Origin of the sequence: Paenibacillus sp. BSR1-1 (assembly GCF_030403775.1) — a bacterium.
Taxonomy (GTDB): Bacteria; Bacillota; Bacilli; order Bacillales; family Cytobacillaceae; genus Neobacillus.
In genome coordinates, this window is sequence record NZ_JAQMWQ010000002.1 from 235991 (window position 1) to 253561 (window position 17571).

The window sequence follows — 17571 nt, forward strand, 5'->3', positions numbered from 1 at the left end:
CAGGTATGAGTATCATTTATGAAAAGATAGATGAACTAATGGATCGAAAGCGTAAGGTCGAACTTGGAGGCGGGGACGACCGGATTGATGCTCAGCATAATAGTGGCAAACTGACAGCTAGAGAACGGATTGACCTTCTGCTGGATGAGGAGACATTTGTTGAATTAAATCCATTTATCCAACACCGTGCAACGAACTTCGGTATGGATAAAATTGAAGCCCCAGGGGAAGGGGTTGTCACTGGCTATGGCAAAATTAATGGCCGTTTTGTATATGTGTTTTCCCAGGATTTCACCGTATTCGGCGGTGCACTTGGTGAAATGCATGCACTTAAAATCGCTCGAATTATGGACCTGGCAGCCAAAAACGGTGCACCAGTAATTGGTTTGAACGACTCTGGAGGTGCCCGGATACAAGAAGGAGTTGTCTCCCTTGACGGTTACGGAGATATTTTTTATCGCAATTCTATTTATTCCGGGGTGATTCCGCAAATATCAGTCATTCTCGGCCCATGTGCCGGCGGAGCTGTCTATTCCCCGGCGATAACAGATTTTATCTTTATGGTGGAGACGACGAGTAAGATGTTCATTACCGGTCCCAAGGTAATTGAAGCAGTAACCGGTGAAAAAATTTCGGCTGAGAATCTTGGTGGTGCTAAGGTTCATTCTAGTATAAGCGGAGTTGCCCATTTCACAGCAGAGTCTGAACCAGAGGTATTAGATCAGGTTAGGAAATTAATGAGCTATTTGCCGCAAAATAACATGGAAAAACCGCCAGTGATCGAGGCAGCAATAGACGACGGCTGGAACGATGAATTGATCGATCTTGTTCCGATTGAAGGGACCAAGGTTTACGATGTCATCAAGGTGATTGAGCAGGTAGTAGATCATAGTGACTTTTTCCAAGTCCAAGCAAACTTTGCGAAAAATATCGTCGTTGGTTTCGGACGAATTGATGGCCATAGTGTAGGAATTATAGCCAATCAGCCGAAAGTGATGGCAGGCGGCTTGGATATTAACTCTTCTGATAAACTGTCCAGGTTTATCCGCTTTTGCGATTCTTTTAATATTCCGTTAATCACATTTGAAGATGTAACGGGTTTTTTCCCCGGGATCAATCAGGAGCATGGCGGGATTATCCGTCACGGAGCTAAAATTCTTTACGCTTACTCGGAAGCGACCGTTCCGAAGATTACAGTTATTCTAAGAAAGGCTTTTGGCGGTGCTTATGTTGCTTTGAACTCGAAAGCGATTGGAGCGGATATGGTTTACGCATGGCCGAATGCGGAGGTTGCTGTGATGGGACCGGAGGGTGCTGCCAATATTATCTTTGCAAAAGAGATTGAACAAAGTGAAGACCCTGTTGCAACCAGGGCGCAAAAGATTGCTGAATACCGTGAAAAGTTTTCGAATCCATATGTCGCAGCCTCCCGTGGTATGGTTGATGATGTCATTGATCCGCGTGAAACACGCAAGAAACTCAAAGAGTCGCTGGAAATGCTCCGGACAAAGAAAGAAACAAGGCCGGCGAAGAAGCATGGGAATATTCCGTTGTAAGCTACCATAATTATGATAAATTGAATTTAAAGTAATGGGGCGATTGTTCAAAGGAGCAGTCGCTTTTTTGTTTGGAATAGGCTGTATAGTGGTAGATGAGGTAATATTGTATTAAATTTAGTTGTTGTTGGAAAAACGAACGAATGTTCTTGTGTTATTTAATGCTTATACTTGGGGGCTTGTTTGTAATAGGCTCAATATTTGCCTTTTTTGCTATGTACGGTACTAATGACTTTCGTTTATTAAATATAGGGAAAATCTTTGGAACCTTTTTCATTAGTGTTTTACTTTTAGTTGTTACTCTCCCAAGCCTAAAATATGTTGTACTAAAGGAATATGATGTCGTCAGTGGGAAATGTGTGATCGAAATTGATTCATCAGGCCGTTCTTCTGAAGCGGACTTTAAAATGCTTGATACAGATGAAATTTTTAGTTTCAAAGATATTCCTGCACTTGATGCATATGGAAAGTCAATCCCATATTATTGTAAAGTGACAGTTCCAAAAGACCATATGGTTGAAATTAGTTATAAAATATATGATTTCAAAACACGAAAGTTAATAGTACCTAAATAAAGGAATCGTTATAGGTTTTTATTTCGGTTTTAGAAATATTTTATTGACAATTTGAACAATTTGAACTATTATCACATTAGTTAATTAAAAATTGAATGTACTTTTTTCTTCTTATCCAGAGAGGTGGAGGGACTGGCCCTTTGAAGCCTCGGCAGCAGGTTCTTATGAATACTGTGCCAATTCCATCGAGCACATCGCTTGAAAGATGAGAAGAGAGTAAATAAAACTCTCTTCTTACGAGGAGAGTTTTTAATTTATAGATAAATCCTACTTAAATAATAGGAAAACTAGAGAATTAGAATAGCAGAGGAGAGAATGCATATGAAATTTGGTTTTTGGTTACCGATTTTTGGAGGCTGGCTACGAAATGTAGAGAATGAAAATATGCCGCCAACCTTTGAATATGCTAAAAAAGTCATTCAATCGGCTGAAAAGTGGGGATACTCGACTACTTTAATAGCTGAATTATATTTAAATGATATTAAAGGACCGGAGCATGATTCTCTTGAAGCTTGGTCTACAGCAGCAGCACTTGCGGCAGTGACGGAAAAAATTGAAATAATGACTGCGATACGACCAGGTTTTCATAATCCTGCTATAGCAGCAAAAATGGCAGCAAATATTGATCAAATCAGTAACGGCCGTTTTACTCTAAACGTTGTTTCTTCTTGGTGGGCAGAAGAAGCACGTCAATATGGAGGTATTTTTACAGAACATGATGAGCGCTACGCTCGTACTGAAGAGTTTATTGATGTACTAAAAGGTTTATGGACAGAAGAAACCTTCAATTATTCTGGTCAATTTTACGATTTAAAGGATACCAAGCTTGTACCGAAACCTGTACAAAGACCAAATCCGATTCTTTATGCAGGCGGTGAAAGTGAAAAAGGCAAGCAAACCATTGCAGAAAAATGTGATGCTTATGTTATGCACGGTGGGACAGTTGAAGAGATTGATCGAAAAATAGCAGATATGAAGGCACGACGTGAACAAACTGGCAATAAGCCTTTTAGTTCTTTCGGAATGGCTTCTTATGTTATTTGCCGAGATTCAGAAGAAGAAGCTCTAGCTGAGCTTGAAAAAATCACGACTGTGAAAGATACTAGCGGATATGCTGGCTTTAAGGATTTCACCACTAAATCACACTTAGAGCAACAAATCCAATTACAGGATTACTCTGTATCCAATCGTGGTCTGCGACCGAACTTAATAGGGACTCCTGAGCAAATTGCAGATCGAATTTTACAATATGAGGAAGCTGGATTAGACTTATTGATATTGCAATTTTCTCCTCAATTAGAGGAAATGGAACGCTTTGCAAAGCAGGTTATGCCATTAGTTGAACAAAAACGTAGTTTAATAAAGAACTAGTGAGGGGATATAAAGATGAGCAAGGTATATGTGATACATGAAAATAGTGAGTGGACAGTCCATTTAACAAACAGGTTAGCAGAACTTGGTGTTCCTTATGAGGAATGGCATTTGGACGAAGGATCGTTAGATTTATCAAAAGAGCCGCCAGACGGAATCTTCTATAGCCGAATGAGTGCATCTTCTCATACACGTGATCATCGTTTTGCAGCTGAATTTTCTGGACAAGTATTAGCATGGCTTGAAGCCCATGGACGTACTGTGTTAAATGGAACGAGCGCTCTAAAGCTAGAGGTTAGCAAGGTTTTACAATATTTAGAGTTAAACAAGTATGGTGTAAAGACTCCAAAAACGATTGCTGCGGTTGGAAAACAAAACATTATAAAATCAGCCCAAGCATTTGCAGGACAACCCTTTATTACAAAGCATAACCGTGCTGGAAAAGGCTTAGGTGTTCAATTATTCCAAAGTCTAGAAGCTTTAAAAGCGTATGTAGAAGGTCCGAATTTCGAAGAGCCGGTCGATGGCATTACCCTTATTCAAGAATACATTCAATCTCCTGAAAGCTACATAACCCGTTGTGAGTTTGTAGGAGGTAACTTTGTTTATGCCGTTAAGGTTGATACTTCGGAAGGATTTGAACTTTGCCCAGCGGATGCATGCCAAATTGGCGATTTATTCTGCCCGGTTGGAGAAGAAGTAGAAGAGAAGCCTAAGTTCCAAATCATTGAAGGGTTTGAGGACGAAATTTTAGAAAAATATAAACAGGTACTAGCAGGTAATAATATTCAAGTTGCTGGAATCGAGTTCATCAAAAATGCTAAAGGCGAAATTTTTACTTACGATATTAATACAAACACGAACTATAATTCTGATGCAGAAGCAAAAGCTGGAAAATACGGAATGCTCGAAGTCGCTTTATTCTTAAAGAAGACATTAGAAGAAAAATACGTCCTTTTAACAAGTTAACTGAAAACAGTATGTACAAGTTTCTTGAACCTTCGTCCGGTGACGAAGGTTTTTAGTACGTTTTGTAGAATTTTATTTACCAATAGAAGGAGATGAAAAAGAAAATTATGAATACGTAGAAAACAGTTTTACTAATCGTTGATTTACTAAGTCATCATTTTAGCATAGCAAATCAAAAAGAAAGCAAACTAAAATTGTGGATACCAATTAAGGCTATCCTTGGGAAACTCAAAATTAAAGGGGGGTAAAAAATGGCGAAGAATAAAAATAAGAATAAGCAATTAAATAATGCTATGCCAAAAGCGGATGTGGAATTTGCTGGAGAGAGTGGACTTGCAAAGAAAGCATTAAAAGCACTTGATAGTCATAATAAGTAACCAATAACAGGAAGCTTAAGGGGCAGTAATTCTGTCCCTATAATCAATATTCTTTGTGAACATATTTACCAGATGGAAGAGTTACAGATTAATAGGGGGAAAATCATTAATTATGGGGATTGAAATTAGAATAGGAAATGAGGATGAAATTGTTATTGCCCATCAACTGATGAAGGAAGCCTTTGAGGAGTATCGTGATCTTGATGTCCCTTCTAGTGCAGTTAATGAACCAATTGATATTCTTAGAAACTCATTTCTAAATGGTACTGAGAGTTTCATTTTATGTTTTTTAGACGAAGTCCCTGTCGGTTCTTTAAGATTTATGTTACAAGACGATTCTATATATTTTTCAAGGGTATCGGTTCCGCCATTTGCAAGAAGAAAGGGTATTGCGAGGACTATGTTAAAGTGGCTTGAAACCTATGCAAATAAACAAGGAAAAACTAAGACCGTATGTAAAGTAAGGGCGAGTTTATCCGATAATGTACGTTTATATGAATCTATAGGTTATGTTATTACCCAAGAGGGAATAGTAAAAAATCCAAATGGCTTTGAAGTTAAAACAGTTATAATGGAAAAGTCAAATCTTTTTAGTTAGAAGAGAGGGCTGAATTTGAAGAAGCATTTAGTATTTGTATACGGGACGTTAAGAAGGTATGAGCAGAATCATCATCTTCTTAAAAATGCTGAATGCCTGGCAGATAAATGTTGGATAAAAGGTGACCTATTTGATTCTGGGAGCGGATATCCATATTTAGTTCTGACCAGCCAAGACTGGGTATTTGGTGAACTATATCAGGTGAATGACAATGAACTTGAGGCCCTGGACCTGCTCGAAGAATACTATGGTCCTGGGAAAGACAATTATTATGATCGAGTTGTTCAATCAGTACATACCGAAAGTGGAGACTATGAGGCTTTTGTATATGTTCTTCCTGAGGGCCGACAGCAGCCATATTTAGTGCAAATTAAAGAAGGGGATTGGTGTGTATATCGCCTGAAACCGTTGCAGTGAGTAGTGCTTTTCCAGCAATGCGTTTCATTACGGGGGATATCGAAAAAAGAGTATCTATAGTAAATGAAAAGGCGTTTCATTGTCCCAGAAGCCGGAAAAAGAGAGTCCACGGTAAATGAAAAGGTGTTTCATTTCCCCAGTAACCAGAAAAAGAGGTTCAACGGTAAATGAAAAAATACATTTTATTGCCCGCAAAGCTAAAATGAGAAACTGCCGAATAATATTTCGGCAGCTTTATCGAAAAACCCCATTAATCGTATTCGTAAAATCGTTATAAACACCGTCTCTGTTTGTTCCATTGCGTAATTCGTTTGTATAATTTGTCATTTGGCCAAAGAATGCAGTATCGTACGAAATATACACATTGTCAATGGAACGATCTGCAGCACGTACTTGTCTTTCTATTTTTTTATCAAGAGGAGAAGCCGCTTTTTTATAATTGGTATTATCTCCAGATCCAACCGTGCGGCCTCCGAGCTTGGTACGATCTATATTATTTGTTGTGGTATCTCTCGTTCCGGCGGTGCCATCATTAGTGCCAATTATACCAGTTCCTGTAGTACCATTATTATTTTTTAAACTGACAGCAACATAGGCATCATTATTACGTAGGATGACATGGGCCTGGTCGACTTCATTTATGCTTTCTACATTATTACTAGCGCGTGCTGAAACGCGCAAGTTCTGGTTGGAACCATTGTTAATATTGTTTGTTCCCAAATTGTTTCTGCTATTTAATGCCTTATCATTATTACAGCCGGTTAAACCTAAGAGAGCAGCAGCCATTACGACAGAAACCAAACTAATTTTCTTCAAGAAGTTCACTCCTTAAATTATCCTTTACTAAGTAGTGTGAGCTATTCAGGGTGAACAATTCATCTATGGAGAACCATTTTCAAGAAATTAGGAAACCACAAACAAGATACAGCACAACAGCAATCACTCCTCCCAAAGCAGAAACCTTCAGTTTATACCGCGCATAATCGATAAGAGGCATATCGAGAATCGATGCTGTTGTAATCGTCGTATCGCCTAATGGGGATGCTAAAGCGCCAAATGCACCACTGGCAAACACTGCACCGACCGTTAACGGAATGGAAGCATCGGTAGCCGAAGCCAAGGATATTCCTAATGGCATAAACAGCCCCCACGTTCCCCATGATGAACCAATAAAATAACCTGTAAGTGAACCTAGCAAAAAAATGGTTGCTGGAGTTAAAAAAGGTGGTAAAAAGGAACCTAATGTTGAACTGATAAAGGTAGAAAATCCAAGCTCATTGGCCGCAAGTGTCAAGGACCAGATCAATACAAGCATACTGATGGCTTCCATCATTTGATTGCCGCCATCATAAAAATGGTACAAAATTTCATTTAAAGGAAGACGTCTTAAGATATAGAAAGCAAAGGATAACACTAGAGTAATAAATACGGCTAGAAGCATGACGAAGGTGGCATCAGCTTTCGAAAAGGCGTCGAAAACGGTTTTGGCCCCTTTAGCAGTGCCGTCTTTCCATAGCAGAAACAAGGAAAGTCCTAAAAGTAAAAAGACAGGAAAAATCAAATTCCATGGCTGTGATTGGACTAGAGATAATTCTCTTTTAATGCCCATCCGGTGAAATTCATGCTCTTCTTCTAGTAGTTCCTGCTCATTATTTAAGTGTGAATCCTGTGATTTTCTAGAAGGAGACCAAAGGGTTTGAATGAGTCCAATGACAAGCATCGTAATCGCAAAAAAATCAAACAAAATACTCAGCAAAAAAATCTGATACGCTGATTGACCGATGTGAAGTCCTCTAATGCTGCCCTCAACTAATGAGACCATGAATCCCACAAAGGCAGTGGCAACAGGTAAAAGGACGATAACGGATTCTGTAGAAATATCCATTGTCAGTCCGACCTTTTGCTTCGGAATGTTTATTTTTTTCGCAAGAGCTTTGACGACTGGACCAATCATCATGATTCGAAACATTGGCATCATAAAGGTAAAAGGGAGGGTAAGCCAGATGAACCCCAGCAGGCCCCGCTCCGTTCTAATCTTTGTTCCCATCCATTCGGAAAAACCTTTTATCCCGCCGGAAATATTCATCATCCCTACGAGGCCGCCAAATAAATAAAGAAACCCGATAATTTTCATGTTCGTCACATTAGACAAGGTTGTCACGATATAGGTGACGGCCTGATGAGCACCCCCTAAAAAATGGCCAGACACAAGGAAGGAACTAACAAGAAGGCCGACTACCAGACCAGGCAGGATGTTTTTTATCCAAATAGACATGCCAATGACAATCAGAAACGGTATCAAGGAAAACCAAGTATGTTCCAAATCTACTTCCTCCAGCAGTGGATCTTGTTTTACTCCTCTTTTATTATTTTCCGAAATTTAGTATTAAAACCAGAAATTTATGGAACAGAATATAGGTAAAACGTACTAGAATAAATTCTCATATAATAGAAAGGTACTATTGCCCGGAAATATTATGCGTGATAAAATCAGAATATTATAAATTTTTAGAATGAGGAGGTTTACCTTTTTTTATTAGAAGAATACATAATTTAGGGGGATTTATAGGTGAAAAAGAGTCTAGTCCTTTTGGTGTGTGGAATGTTAATGTTACTCACCGCATGTGGAGAGGGAAGTAAGGAAACTAGCGGAGAAGCAAAGGAGAAAAACGAGAAAGTTGTAAAAATAGGGATTTCACAAATTGTCGAGCATCCGTCCCTTGATGCGGCTCGAGAAGGTTTTATTGCGGCACTGAAGGATGCCGGTTATGTAGAAGGAAAGAACTTGAAACTTGATTACCAAAATGCCCAAGGAGACATGAACAATAATATGTCCATTGCCAAAAATTTGGTTGCTGACAAGGATGATCTAATTTTGGCAATTGCAACACCAAGTGCTCAGGCAGTGGTCAACGCTACGAAAGATATTCCCATATTGTTCACTGCCATAACGGATCCTGTCGGAGCCCAGCTTGTGCAAAGCTTGGACAAGCCAGGCGGGAATGTGACCGGCACATCGGATACCCATCCTGAGGCGATAAAGAATACAATTGATGCCATTAAAAAATTTATTCCTAATGCCAAGAAGGTAGGCATCATTTATAACAACGGGGAACCAAACTCCGTTGTCAATGTTAAAAACGCTAAGAGCGCTCTTGAGGCAGCTGGGCTGGAGACGGTTGAAACGACTATCTCAGCCAGTTCCGAAGTAAAACAGGCAGCCGAGTCAATGGTTGGGCGTGCAGACGTATTATACATTCCAAAGGATAATACCGTTGTTGCTGCACTGGAATCGGTGATTAAAGTAGCTAATGACAAAAATATCCCGACCTTTGTCGGTGAAGGTGATTCTGTAAAACGGGGAACCTTCGCATCTTATGGATTCGACTACCATGATCTTGGCTATACAACCGGAAAAATGGCTGTGGAAATTCTAAAAGGTAAAAAACCAAGCGAAATTCCTGTCGGCTTCCCAGAAAACCTTCAGTTGTACATCAATAAAAAAGCTGCTCAAGAAGAAGGAATTACCTTAACTGAAGAGATGCTAAAGAACGCGAAAGTAGTGGGAGAATAATATCAGCAAAAAAACCTGCCTTAAACAAGCAGGTTTTTTGCTGTGTGAGTTTCGTTTGCGCAAATCACTTGCACACGAATTACTTGTATACAAATCATCTTGAACATGATATATTTTTATTAATCAGAAAATTTAAATAAATAAATAGAGGGAGAATTATGGAAAAATTCGATATCTGTGTTCATTTTTTACTAGCAAAAGCTTTACAAAGAGTGAATCAAGTGAGTAAATCCAAGCTAGCCTCTTATGGTGTGACACCTGTACAATTTGCATTGCTTCGACGGCTCTGGGAAAAGGATGGACAATTTGGTTATGCTTTAGCTGAACAACTTCTTATGGACAGTGCAACGATTACAGGAATAATCGACCGGTTGGAGCATAACGGGTTCATAGAAAGGCGAATGGATCCGAATGATCGCCGCAACAAGCTGGTTTTTCTTACAGAAAAAGGGAAATCAATGGAGGTTTCATTATGCGAAAAAATGGATGAAATGAATAAAGAAGTGATGTCCGATTTTGATGTAGAGGAAATTCAGCAATTTAAGAAAGTCCTTTTTAAAATAGGAATTAGCAACACGAATATGGGAGTCTGAGGAAAGGGGGAGTCGCCGTATGTTAAATGTATTCGAAAAAGAGGACGTTACTTGTATTGAGGGGAGTTTTGAAAGTGCTGGACAAAAAGGAAGAACGGTTTATGCATTTTTAGTAGACGGTATGTTAATTGATACCGGGTGCAAACACCTTGAATCTGATCTAATTCCATTTTATGAAAGCCATTCGATTGACCTGGTTACTTTAACTCATAGTCATGAGGATCATACAGGCACAGCTTCATGGTTCCAGGAAAACCGAAATGTGCCCATCTATATTCATGAAAAAGGAATTAGCACTTGTGTGCAGCCCTGCCCGTATCCTAAATATCGCCAGATGGCTTGGGGGATACGAAAAGAGTTTACGGCCATGCCGCTAGGAGAAACGATTCAAACTAAAAGTCAGGATTGGAAAGTGATTTATACTCCAGGTCATGCAAATGACCATATCTCGCTTTATCATGAAGACACAGGCAGGTTATTTACAGGAGACTTATATGTTTCACCAAAAACAAAGGTCATTATGAAAAGTGAATCAATCCGTTTAATTATGAATTCCATTCGAATGCTGTTATCGCATGATTTCGAAACGTTATTTTGTTCCCATTCAGGGTACATTAAAGACGGAAAAGAAATGCTGAAGCAAAAGTTAAATAATCTTGAAAACCTTTGCGGTGAAGTAAAATCTTTACATGAAAAAGGATTTACAATTAATGAAATCGATAAATCGCTTTTCCCGAAAAAGTACCCAATTGTGGCAGTTTCAGGTGGAGAATGGGACTCCTTGCATATTATTACTTCCATTGTTACAAATGCACCTTTAGTTTACTAGAATGATGATAAAATTATAAAAGTAGGGCGGGGAACAAATGTCTTCCATTATAATTGATTCTACTCAATCTGAAATGAAGGTGTCCTTTCAAGAGAATAAACTCATTTTCATTTGGAGCTTTACGACCTTGCTGGTAGTAATGAATACGACTATGTTTAATGTTGCATTACCAGTGGTCCTTCATGAATTTTCCTTAAACTCATCCACCGCATCTTGGCTTGTTTCCGGTTATTCAATCATGTTTGCTATATCAACGTTGACATTTGGCAGGCTATCGGATTTTATTCCTCTCTCAAGACTTCTACTCTTTGGAATTAGCATATTAGGAATAGCTTCGATCATTGGTTTCTTTTCCAATCATTTTATTTTGTTATTAGGAGCTCGAATTCTTCAAGCTGCAGGGGCAGGAGCCGTGATGGGATTAAGCATGATCATGGCGGGGCGCTATATACCAATATCAAGGCGTGGAAAAGCAATGGCGATTATTGCGTCTGCTGCTTCATTGGCATTTGGTTTAGGACCTGTAATTGGAGGAGTTATTACTCAATACTTAGGATGGAATTATCTTTTCGCAATCACTGGATTTTCTATCCTATCTCTTCCTTTCTTCCAAAGGTTATTGCCTAAGGAAATGATTAAAAAAGGACATTTCGATCTATATGGTGCCATTCTAACGGGGCTTAGTGTTACGTGCCTGTTACTTTCTCTCTCCACACTTTCATATGGTTTTTTATTAGGTACGGTTGTACTTTTGGCAGTAAGTTGGAGATATATGAATAAGATTAAAGAGCCGTTTATTCCACCAATACTCCTCAGAAATAAGCAATATACAAAACTTCTATTTATTAGTTGTTCAGCGTTTTTCATAAACTTTTCAAATCTGTTTTTAATGCCCATTATTCTGTCAACTGTATTCAAAAAAGCACCAGCAGAGGTAGGGATAATCATTTTTCCAGGAGCCATTTTGGCGGTGATAGCTGGACAAATTATTGGTAGAAAAATTGACCGCTTTGGCAATGCACCGGTTATTGTTTTTGGGCAATTATTTTTATTAATTGCCACTATCCTATTTGCGTGGTTAACTACCTTAAATCCTTATTTCATCCTTTTCACCTATATGTTCGCAAGTGTGGGCTTTACAGCGATTTCATCAAGCATTTCGAACGAGATCACAAGAATCTTGCCCTTGACTCAAATCGGGTCTGGGATAGGCATCGTCCAATCGATGCAATTTTTCGGAGCGGGGCTGGGAGTGACAGTTTCTGGCTTATTATTAACCCTTCAGGAAGGTTTATCTTCGGAAAGTATTTATCGGAATATTTATATTGGCTATTCATTTGTTATCATGATGTCTGTTTTCATGTACGGATTATATTACCGAAAAGCACGTTCGAGGGAAATGGAAGTACCAAATTGAAATCCAATAACGGATTTTGTATAGTAGGTGCGAAGAATATGATTGGAGTGAATGGGTTGATCCTAACTCTCAATTACAACACTTAGACCTTATAGATTTGTTGAGCGAGCAACATAGTCTGGTCCGAAAGATTTCAGAAAAAGCATGGAATGATAACAGTGAGATTTATATTTCCAATTCTGAATGGTATATCATGGCCAGGATTTATGAGAAGAGACCGACCATTTCCTATGTTACCAAATATGTAGAAATATCCCGCCAAGCCATTCATAAGTTTATTACAAATCTTTCTGAAAAAGGATTAGTGAAGAAAACAACAAGAAAGAGAAGTGTATCCAGCTAACAGCTTTAGGAGAAGATGCTACGAAAAAAACGCAGAACTGAAAGCCCGGCTTGAGGATAAAATTGCAGAAAAAATAGGTTTGGAGCAAGTAAATATGCTTAAAGATCTATTAAAGGTAGAATGGGGAATTGAACAATAAGGATGGTTAAAAATGAAACCACATCTTTGTCAAAATTGTTGACAAAGATGTGGTTTTTTTAAAACTAAATTAGTCAACTAAGTTGACCATTATGTAGTTGCAATAAATGATTGAAGGGGTTTAATACGTGAATACACAAACAGGATCAATAGCAAAAAAACAAAGCAATACAGTGCTGTAACACTATTCATTAGCGGTAAAATCCTAGCCGCCGCAGCACCTGTTTTTGGTGTATTACTTATGGGACGAATCGTTCAGGCGGCGGGATCTTCAATTGTGTTTTTAGGATTAGCGGTGATGAATGTAGTCCTGTCATTTTTTATCAAAAAGCCCAATCATTAGATATTAGGAGGTATTGAGTATTCCTATTTATCCTCCTGAACAGTATAATCAGGGATGGGAGTTGAATGAAATGAATAAAAAAGATATCGCTAATATCCGGAAACAATTTAAATTAGACAATTACAACCTGCAAATTCGAGAAATCTTCAATGTTTATGTGCAGAAAGAATCAGGTGAGATTTACCACCATGTCAGCCAGCCGTTTCAAATGTTAGAACAAGAAGCCCAGGAATTATTTTTGACAAACTTTAAGAAGGTATTAACAGGGCAGCTTGATGCAAAACTGTTCGAGCTGAAATTCATTCGGGACGTGGAAGATAGCACCCAAATGTTCCTTTTCGAAGGATTACAACAAGAGACAACCGATGATTGGAAAGAATACATGCTGGAAATCGTCTTGAAAATGTTTGCGGACATGAAATATGAATTTGATACAGTGGTGACCTTTATCCGGGGAGAATACCGAAAAGGGACCCGGAAACGGAATGCAGAAACCGAAGAAGGCGGGGATGATGAAGTCTATTCGAGCCCATTTATCCTTTGCAGTCTGAATAAAACGGATCAGCCGAAAAGAGCTTTAACGTTTGATTATATTGAAAAAGAATTCAAATCGCATAACTTCTTTGATCCTATTATTAATTTAGATTCTCCATTGTCTGGCTTTTTGTTCCCTGCGTTTAATGACAATGCGGCAGATGTAAACCATCTTCTCTATTGTGCAGGGAAAGCGAATCAACCAGATGCTAGATTTATTGAAGAAGTGCTCAATTGCGAAGAGATTATTACTGCGCAGGAAGATAAGGACTGCTTCGATTTTATCTTAAAAGAAGTGATGGGAGACGAAGTGGAATCCCGGGTCATTTCCAATGTTTATGAAGAAATCGATAAGTTGGTTCAAGAGAGTCAAGAGAATGAAGAAAGTGAAATTCCTACATTGGATTCTCGGGATATCGAACGCATTTTGACCGTAAGCGGCGTGGAAAATGTCGAGACAGCAAAAGTGGAGCATGCCATTAAAAAAATCATAGATGATGAAAAATATGAATTTAAAGCCAGCAGCTTAGTTCCAAAGACCATAAAAATCGAGACCAAATTGGCCAATGTAACTATAAACCCGAAAGACCTGAAATATGTAAAATATATTACTTATGAAGGAAAACGATGCTTATTGCTGGAGGTCGACGAAGAAGTGGTCGTAGAAGGGTTCCGGTTGGAATCGGAGACACTTGGATAAAGCAGCAATTCTGTCTAATTATTAATTAAAAATACCAAAAAGCGGGGGAGCTGACCCCGCTTTTTTATACCGTTACCTCTAACGGAAATTCTAACGTCAAGTGAGAATTCTAGCTAGACCAAATGCAACTCCTGCAGCAAGACCACCAGTAATCATTGTTTGAAAAGCACTCTTCACAGGTGAAGATCCCGTGAACCTTCCTTTTACGTATCCAAAAATTAGTAAGGCAATAAGTGTGACCATTACAGAAACCATTAATGCTGTTGCAGGTTTATGAAAGATAAAATATGGAAACAAAGGGATTAACCCTCCAACAATATATGAAATAGCAATGGTAATCGCACTGTTTCTCGCTCTTGTCGGTTCCGGCTTTTCTAGCCCCAATTCAAATCTCATCATAAAATCCACCCATTTTTCAGGGTTCTTTTTCATAGTTTCAGTAATCGATTTGATATGGTCTTCTTCAAGACCATATTCCCTAAAAATTTCAGATACTTCTTCTACTTCACGCTCTGGAAGTTCGATTACTTCGCGCTGTTCACGGGCAAGTTCAGATTCGTAATGTTCCGCATCTGTTTTTCCTGCCAAATAACCGCCAAGTCCCATTGCAATTGATCCTGCTGCAATTTCAGCAACTCCTGCCGTGAGAATCAATGTTGTTGTATCAACAGCACCGGACAAACCAGCAGCTAATGCAAATGGTACGGTTAATCCGTCTGACATACCAATGACAACATCCCGAATGAAGTCAGACCCAGAAAAATGTTCCTCTACGTGATGCAGGTGTTGATCCATTTTTTTCACCTCCACTTTAACTAATCTAACACCAATATGCGCATATTTTTGTGGGTTTATTGTTTTCATAACTCTTCCTAAAAGGAAAAAGTTTTTTTATAGTATTTACTGTCGCTTGTAAAAAAAATCTACGAATAAAATGGGAACATATTATTCGTCAATTATAATAAAAACTTTAATTTAGTTTTCAATGTCAAAAAAAGCTAGTAGGCTAAGTGTGACTAGCTTTTTTGTCTAATAAATATTAACCTATTTTTTCAATTAATATATAATTAAGAATTCATTAATTTGGAAAATGAATTCATTTATTGTGCTACATTGTATTTAAATAAAATTGCAGGTTATTTTAACTTTAAGTGGTTAGTTTTTTCGGGAAAAATGGGATTTCGGTAACAATGACCAAGTTAAGAATCTAAAAGTTGTTTTTTATTTAAAAATACAGAAGAAGTGCATACACTACTCTAATTTAAAGGAGGAAAACCAATGAATACACGGGAAATCAAAGCCCAAAAACAAGGGTGGATTCCTAAAAAGGAACGAATATGGATAATCTTAGCGATTATTATCGCTGCATTGATAATGCTTTGGGAGCTTAGGGGACTGCTACAACTTTCATTAACCACTCTGCACAGCAGGCAATTCGAGCATACATTTAAAGGTTTTGGCTCCAATGCTAGAATTGCCTTATTTTGTGTACTTGCTTATTATGTGCTTCTTCGTGCAATTAAGCTCCGTCATTTGAAAGGTTATGGTAAAGTGAAAAAATGGTTGTCCACTTTACTGCGCTTTGCCCGAAGATGGCATACACCAGCAGCGATTCTCGCCATCGCTTTTATTATCTTGCATACGGTAGCTGTCTTTATGCACGGCTTCAAATTTGATTTTAATAATATAAGTGGATTGCTTTCCTTGGTAGTCCTGCTTCCAGTTCCTATATCGGGACTATTTCGATATCAGAGGATGGACCGGAAGTGGCATTTGCGCTCTGGTGTTGCTTTTGCCATTCTATTTTTAATTCATTCTTTTTTATAAACAACGGCTGCCATTTTTGGTGGCTTTTCATTTTGAAATAAGTGACAGGTTTGTAAAAGAAGCATTCAAAGAACTTTATTAGAAAAAGCACAAAACGTCGAACAGTTTAACAACAAAGCTAATAATCCAGAAACACCACTAATAAACTTTCTTTCAAACTCAGACATCGAGCAGCATGCCCAAGCTGGAAATGTTTTTGATGAAACTCATATCGTTGTAAGGCACAATTATTTGTGCCTTTTCTTTGAAGAAGACAGTTTTTTCGAGTTACCTTAACAATCCTTTTGTATTCTCAAATAATTGGTAATCATAGCGATAAACTTGCCATTAGTGGGTTTTACTTTAAATGTGTTTACTGTGTTACCAAATATCAACTCTAGTACCTCATTACTTGAACGATTCCATCCAACTTCAATTGAGTGTCGAATTCCTCTTTCAACTCGGCTGGGGGTGGTATGATATTTACTTGCAATGGTGGGATATATTACTTTTGTTATACCTCCCCATCCCATCAATAGCTCAAAGTTACTGAATACCATTTGAATAGCCTCTCTCAAATAAAAGTATCCTTTTAGGTTTGCTGGAATCCCCATCAAACGTAAAACATTTGTTATTCGATTTTCTATATTTTGACCTTTATTATTATGGAGAAACTCTTTTTTCTCTGTGTTTGTTTTTACAATGTACGACCCTTTCTGGTTTGGACAAATATTTCTAATTGTATTGGATAAATGGGATAATTCAACAGGTTTTAACATAAAGTAGCGTGCCCCGAATTCGCTGGCTTTTTTTATGATATCCTCGTTTCCGATAGAAGTCAGTATTAAAACATTTGTAACCATTTTCTCTTTATCAAGATTTTTTAATAAAGAGAGCCCATCGGAATAAGGCATAATTAAATCTAATATAACAAGGTCTGGTTGTTCTCTTTTTAATAACCCCATTCCTTCTATGCCATTGTAGGCAACCCCCATTACTTCCATATCATCTAAACTAGATAAGTATTTTTTAAGTATCTCCGTTAATTGAATGTTATCATCGACAATTGCAATCTTTATCATTTTTAGGATTCTCCCTTTTTTTTATCGAAAAATAAAAAAAGTCAAGATAGGAATCATTATCCCACCTTGACTTATGTCTAGCTCAATATATGTTGTCTAGCTCACTACCATCATTATGATCTTTTTTTATATAGTAAAAAAACATATGTAATTAGATAATTAGATGCAATCCATTTAGATAAAAGCATTTTTTCTTCTATCCATTGACTATTTTATCTTTAAACGATTAACTTTTCAATCTTTTCAGTCTATTTCTAGGAATATTTGGTTACTTTAACCTATTCGATGATATTCACAATAACTAATAAATTCAGTTTTAAACGCATACAATATCGATTTATTGGGACAA

General features: G+C 37.9%; 17 protein-coding genes, 1 pseudogene and 1 riboswitch. Of the genes and pseudogenes, 14 read left to right on the forward strand and 4 right to left on the reverse strand.

What is annotated here, in order from left to right:
- The first annotated feature begins 5 nt into the window (after positions 1-5).
- From PH210_RS04400 to PH210_RS04430, 7 genes are all read left to right on the forward strand, one after another.
- Positions 6-1556 carry an acyl-CoA carboxylase subunit beta gene (locus PH210_RS04400; RefSeq protein ID WP_289983357.1) on the forward strand — a complete coding sequence of 517 codons (1551 nt, stop codon included), beginning with the start codon at positions 6-8 and terminating at the stop codon, positions 1554-1556.
- A 179-nt stretch (positions 1557-1735) separates the two neighbouring features.
- The gene (locus tag PH210_RS04405; RefSeq protein ID WP_289983359.1) at positions 1736-2131 is read left to right on the forward strand and encodes a hypothetical protein; all 396 of its coding nucleotides are present in this window, start codon (positions 1736-1738) and stop codon (positions 2129-2131) included.
- Positions 2132-2239: 108 nt separating this feature from the next.
- Positions 2240-2343, forward strand: a riboswitch (SAM riboswitch).
- 109 nt (positions 2344-2452) lie between these two features.
- Positions 2453-3502, forward strand: coding sequence for an LLM class flavin-dependent oxidoreductase (locus PH210_RS04410; RefSeq protein ID WP_289983363.1), 1050 nt, complete (start codon positions 2453-2455; stop codon positions 3500-3502).
- Positions 3503-3517: 15 nt separating this feature from the next.
- The gene (locus PH210_RS04415) at positions 3518-4471 is read left to right on the forward strand and encodes an ATP-grasp domain-containing protein (RefSeq protein WP_289983365.1); all 954 of its coding nucleotides are present in this window, start codon (positions 3518-3520) and stop codon (positions 4469-4471) included.
- 251 nt (positions 4472-4722) lie between these two features.
- Positions 4723-4848 carry a hypothetical protein gene (locus PH210_RS04420; RefSeq protein WP_289983367.1) on the forward strand — a complete coding sequence of 42 codons (126 nt, stop codon included), beginning with the start codon at positions 4723-4725 and terminating at the stop codon, positions 4846-4848.
- A 112-nt stretch (positions 4849-4960) separates the two neighbouring features.
- On the forward strand, positions 4961-5446 hold the full coding sequence (locus PH210_RS04425) for a GNAT family N-acetyltransferase (RefSeq protein ID WP_289983369.1): 486 nt from the start codon (positions 4961-4963) through the stop codon (positions 5444-5446).
- 15 nt (positions 5447-5461) lie between these two features.
- Positions 5462-5863, forward strand: coding sequence for a gamma-glutamylcyclotransferase family protein (locus tag PH210_RS04430; RefSeq protein WP_289983372.1), 402 nt, complete (start codon positions 5462-5464; stop codon positions 5861-5863).
- Positions 5864-6097: 234 nt separating this feature from the next.
- Here PH210_RS04430 and PH210_RS04435 read toward each other — a convergent pair whose 3' ends face one another.
- Together PH210_RS04435 and PH210_RS04440 are read right to left on the reverse strand one after the other, a co-directional pair.
- Positions 6098-6679, reverse strand: a complete 582-nt coding sequence (locus PH210_RS04435) for a YhcN/YlaJ family sporulation lipoprotein (RefSeq protein ID WP_289983373.1) — start codon at positions 6677-6679, stop codon at positions 6098-6100.
- 79 nt (positions 6680-6758) lie between these two features.
- Positions 6759-8186 carry a Na+/H+ antiporter NhaC family protein gene (locus tag PH210_RS04440; RefSeq protein WP_289983374.1) on the reverse strand — a complete coding sequence of 476 codons (1428 nt, stop codon included), beginning with the start codon at positions 8184-8186 and terminating at the stop codon, positions 6759-6761.
- A gap of 279 nt (positions 8187-8465) precedes the next feature.
- On the opposite strand from PH210_RS04440, the gene PH210_RS04445 reads away from it, so the two are divergent.
- From PH210_RS04445 to PH210_RS04470, 6 genes and pseudogenes are all read left to right on the forward strand, one after another.
- Positions 8466-9437 (forward strand): ABC transporter substrate-binding protein, encoded by a 972-nt coding sequence (locus PH210_RS04445; RefSeq protein WP_483312086.1) that lies wholly within the window; start codon positions 8466-8468, stop codon positions 9435-9437.
- 158 nt (positions 9438-9595) lie between these two features.
- Entirely contained in the window at positions 9596-10030 is a 435-nt protein-coding gene (locus PH210_RS04450; protein WP_289983376.1) for a MarR family winged helix-turn-helix transcriptional regulator, read from the forward strand.
- Between the two features lie 19 nt (positions 10031-10049).
- Entirely contained in the window at positions 10050-10859 is an 810-nt protein-coding gene (locus PH210_RS04455; protein WP_289983377.1) for an MBL fold metallo-hydrolase, read from the forward strand.
- Between the two features lie 37 nt (positions 10860-10896).
- Positions 10897-12276: an MFS transporter gene (locus tag PH210_RS04460; RefSeq protein WP_289983379.1), complete on the forward strand. Its 1380-nt coding sequence runs from the start codon at positions 10897-10899 to the stop codon at positions 12274-12276.
- Positions 12277-12314: 38 nt separating this feature from the next.
- Positions 12315-12758, forward strand: a pseudogene (locus tag PH210_RS29895) (MarR family winged helix-turn-helix transcriptional regulator).
- 412 nt (positions 12759-13170) lie between these two features.
- Positions 13171-14334: a DUF4317 domain-containing protein gene (locus PH210_RS04470; RefSeq protein WP_289983381.1), complete on the forward strand. Its 1164-nt coding sequence runs from the start codon at positions 13171-13173 to the stop codon at positions 14332-14334.
- 96 nt (positions 14335-14430) lie between these two features.
- On the opposite strand, the gene PH210_RS04475 is transcribed toward PH210_RS04470, so the two are convergent.
- Positions 14431-15129: a VIT1/CCC1 transporter family protein gene (locus PH210_RS04475; RefSeq protein ID WP_289983382.1), complete on the reverse strand. Its 699-nt coding sequence runs from the start codon at positions 15127-15129 to the stop codon at positions 14431-14433.
- A 483-nt stretch (positions 15130-15612) separates the two neighbouring features.
- Between PH210_RS04475 and PH210_RS04480 the strand changes: the two genes are divergently transcribed.
- Positions 15613-16161: a hypothetical protein gene (locus PH210_RS04480; protein ID WP_289983384.1), complete on the forward strand. Its 549-nt coding sequence runs from the start codon at positions 15613-15615 to the stop codon at positions 16159-16161.
- Between the two features lie 272 nt (positions 16162-16433).
- On the opposite strand, the gene spo0A is transcribed toward PH210_RS04480, so the two are convergent.
- A complete protein-coding gene (gene spo0A / locus PH210_RS04485; protein WP_289983386.1) occupies positions 16434-17222 on the reverse strand; it encodes a sporulation transcription factor Spo0A in 789 nt (262 codons plus the stop codon).
- Between the last annotated feature and the right edge of the window lie 349 nt (positions 17223-17571).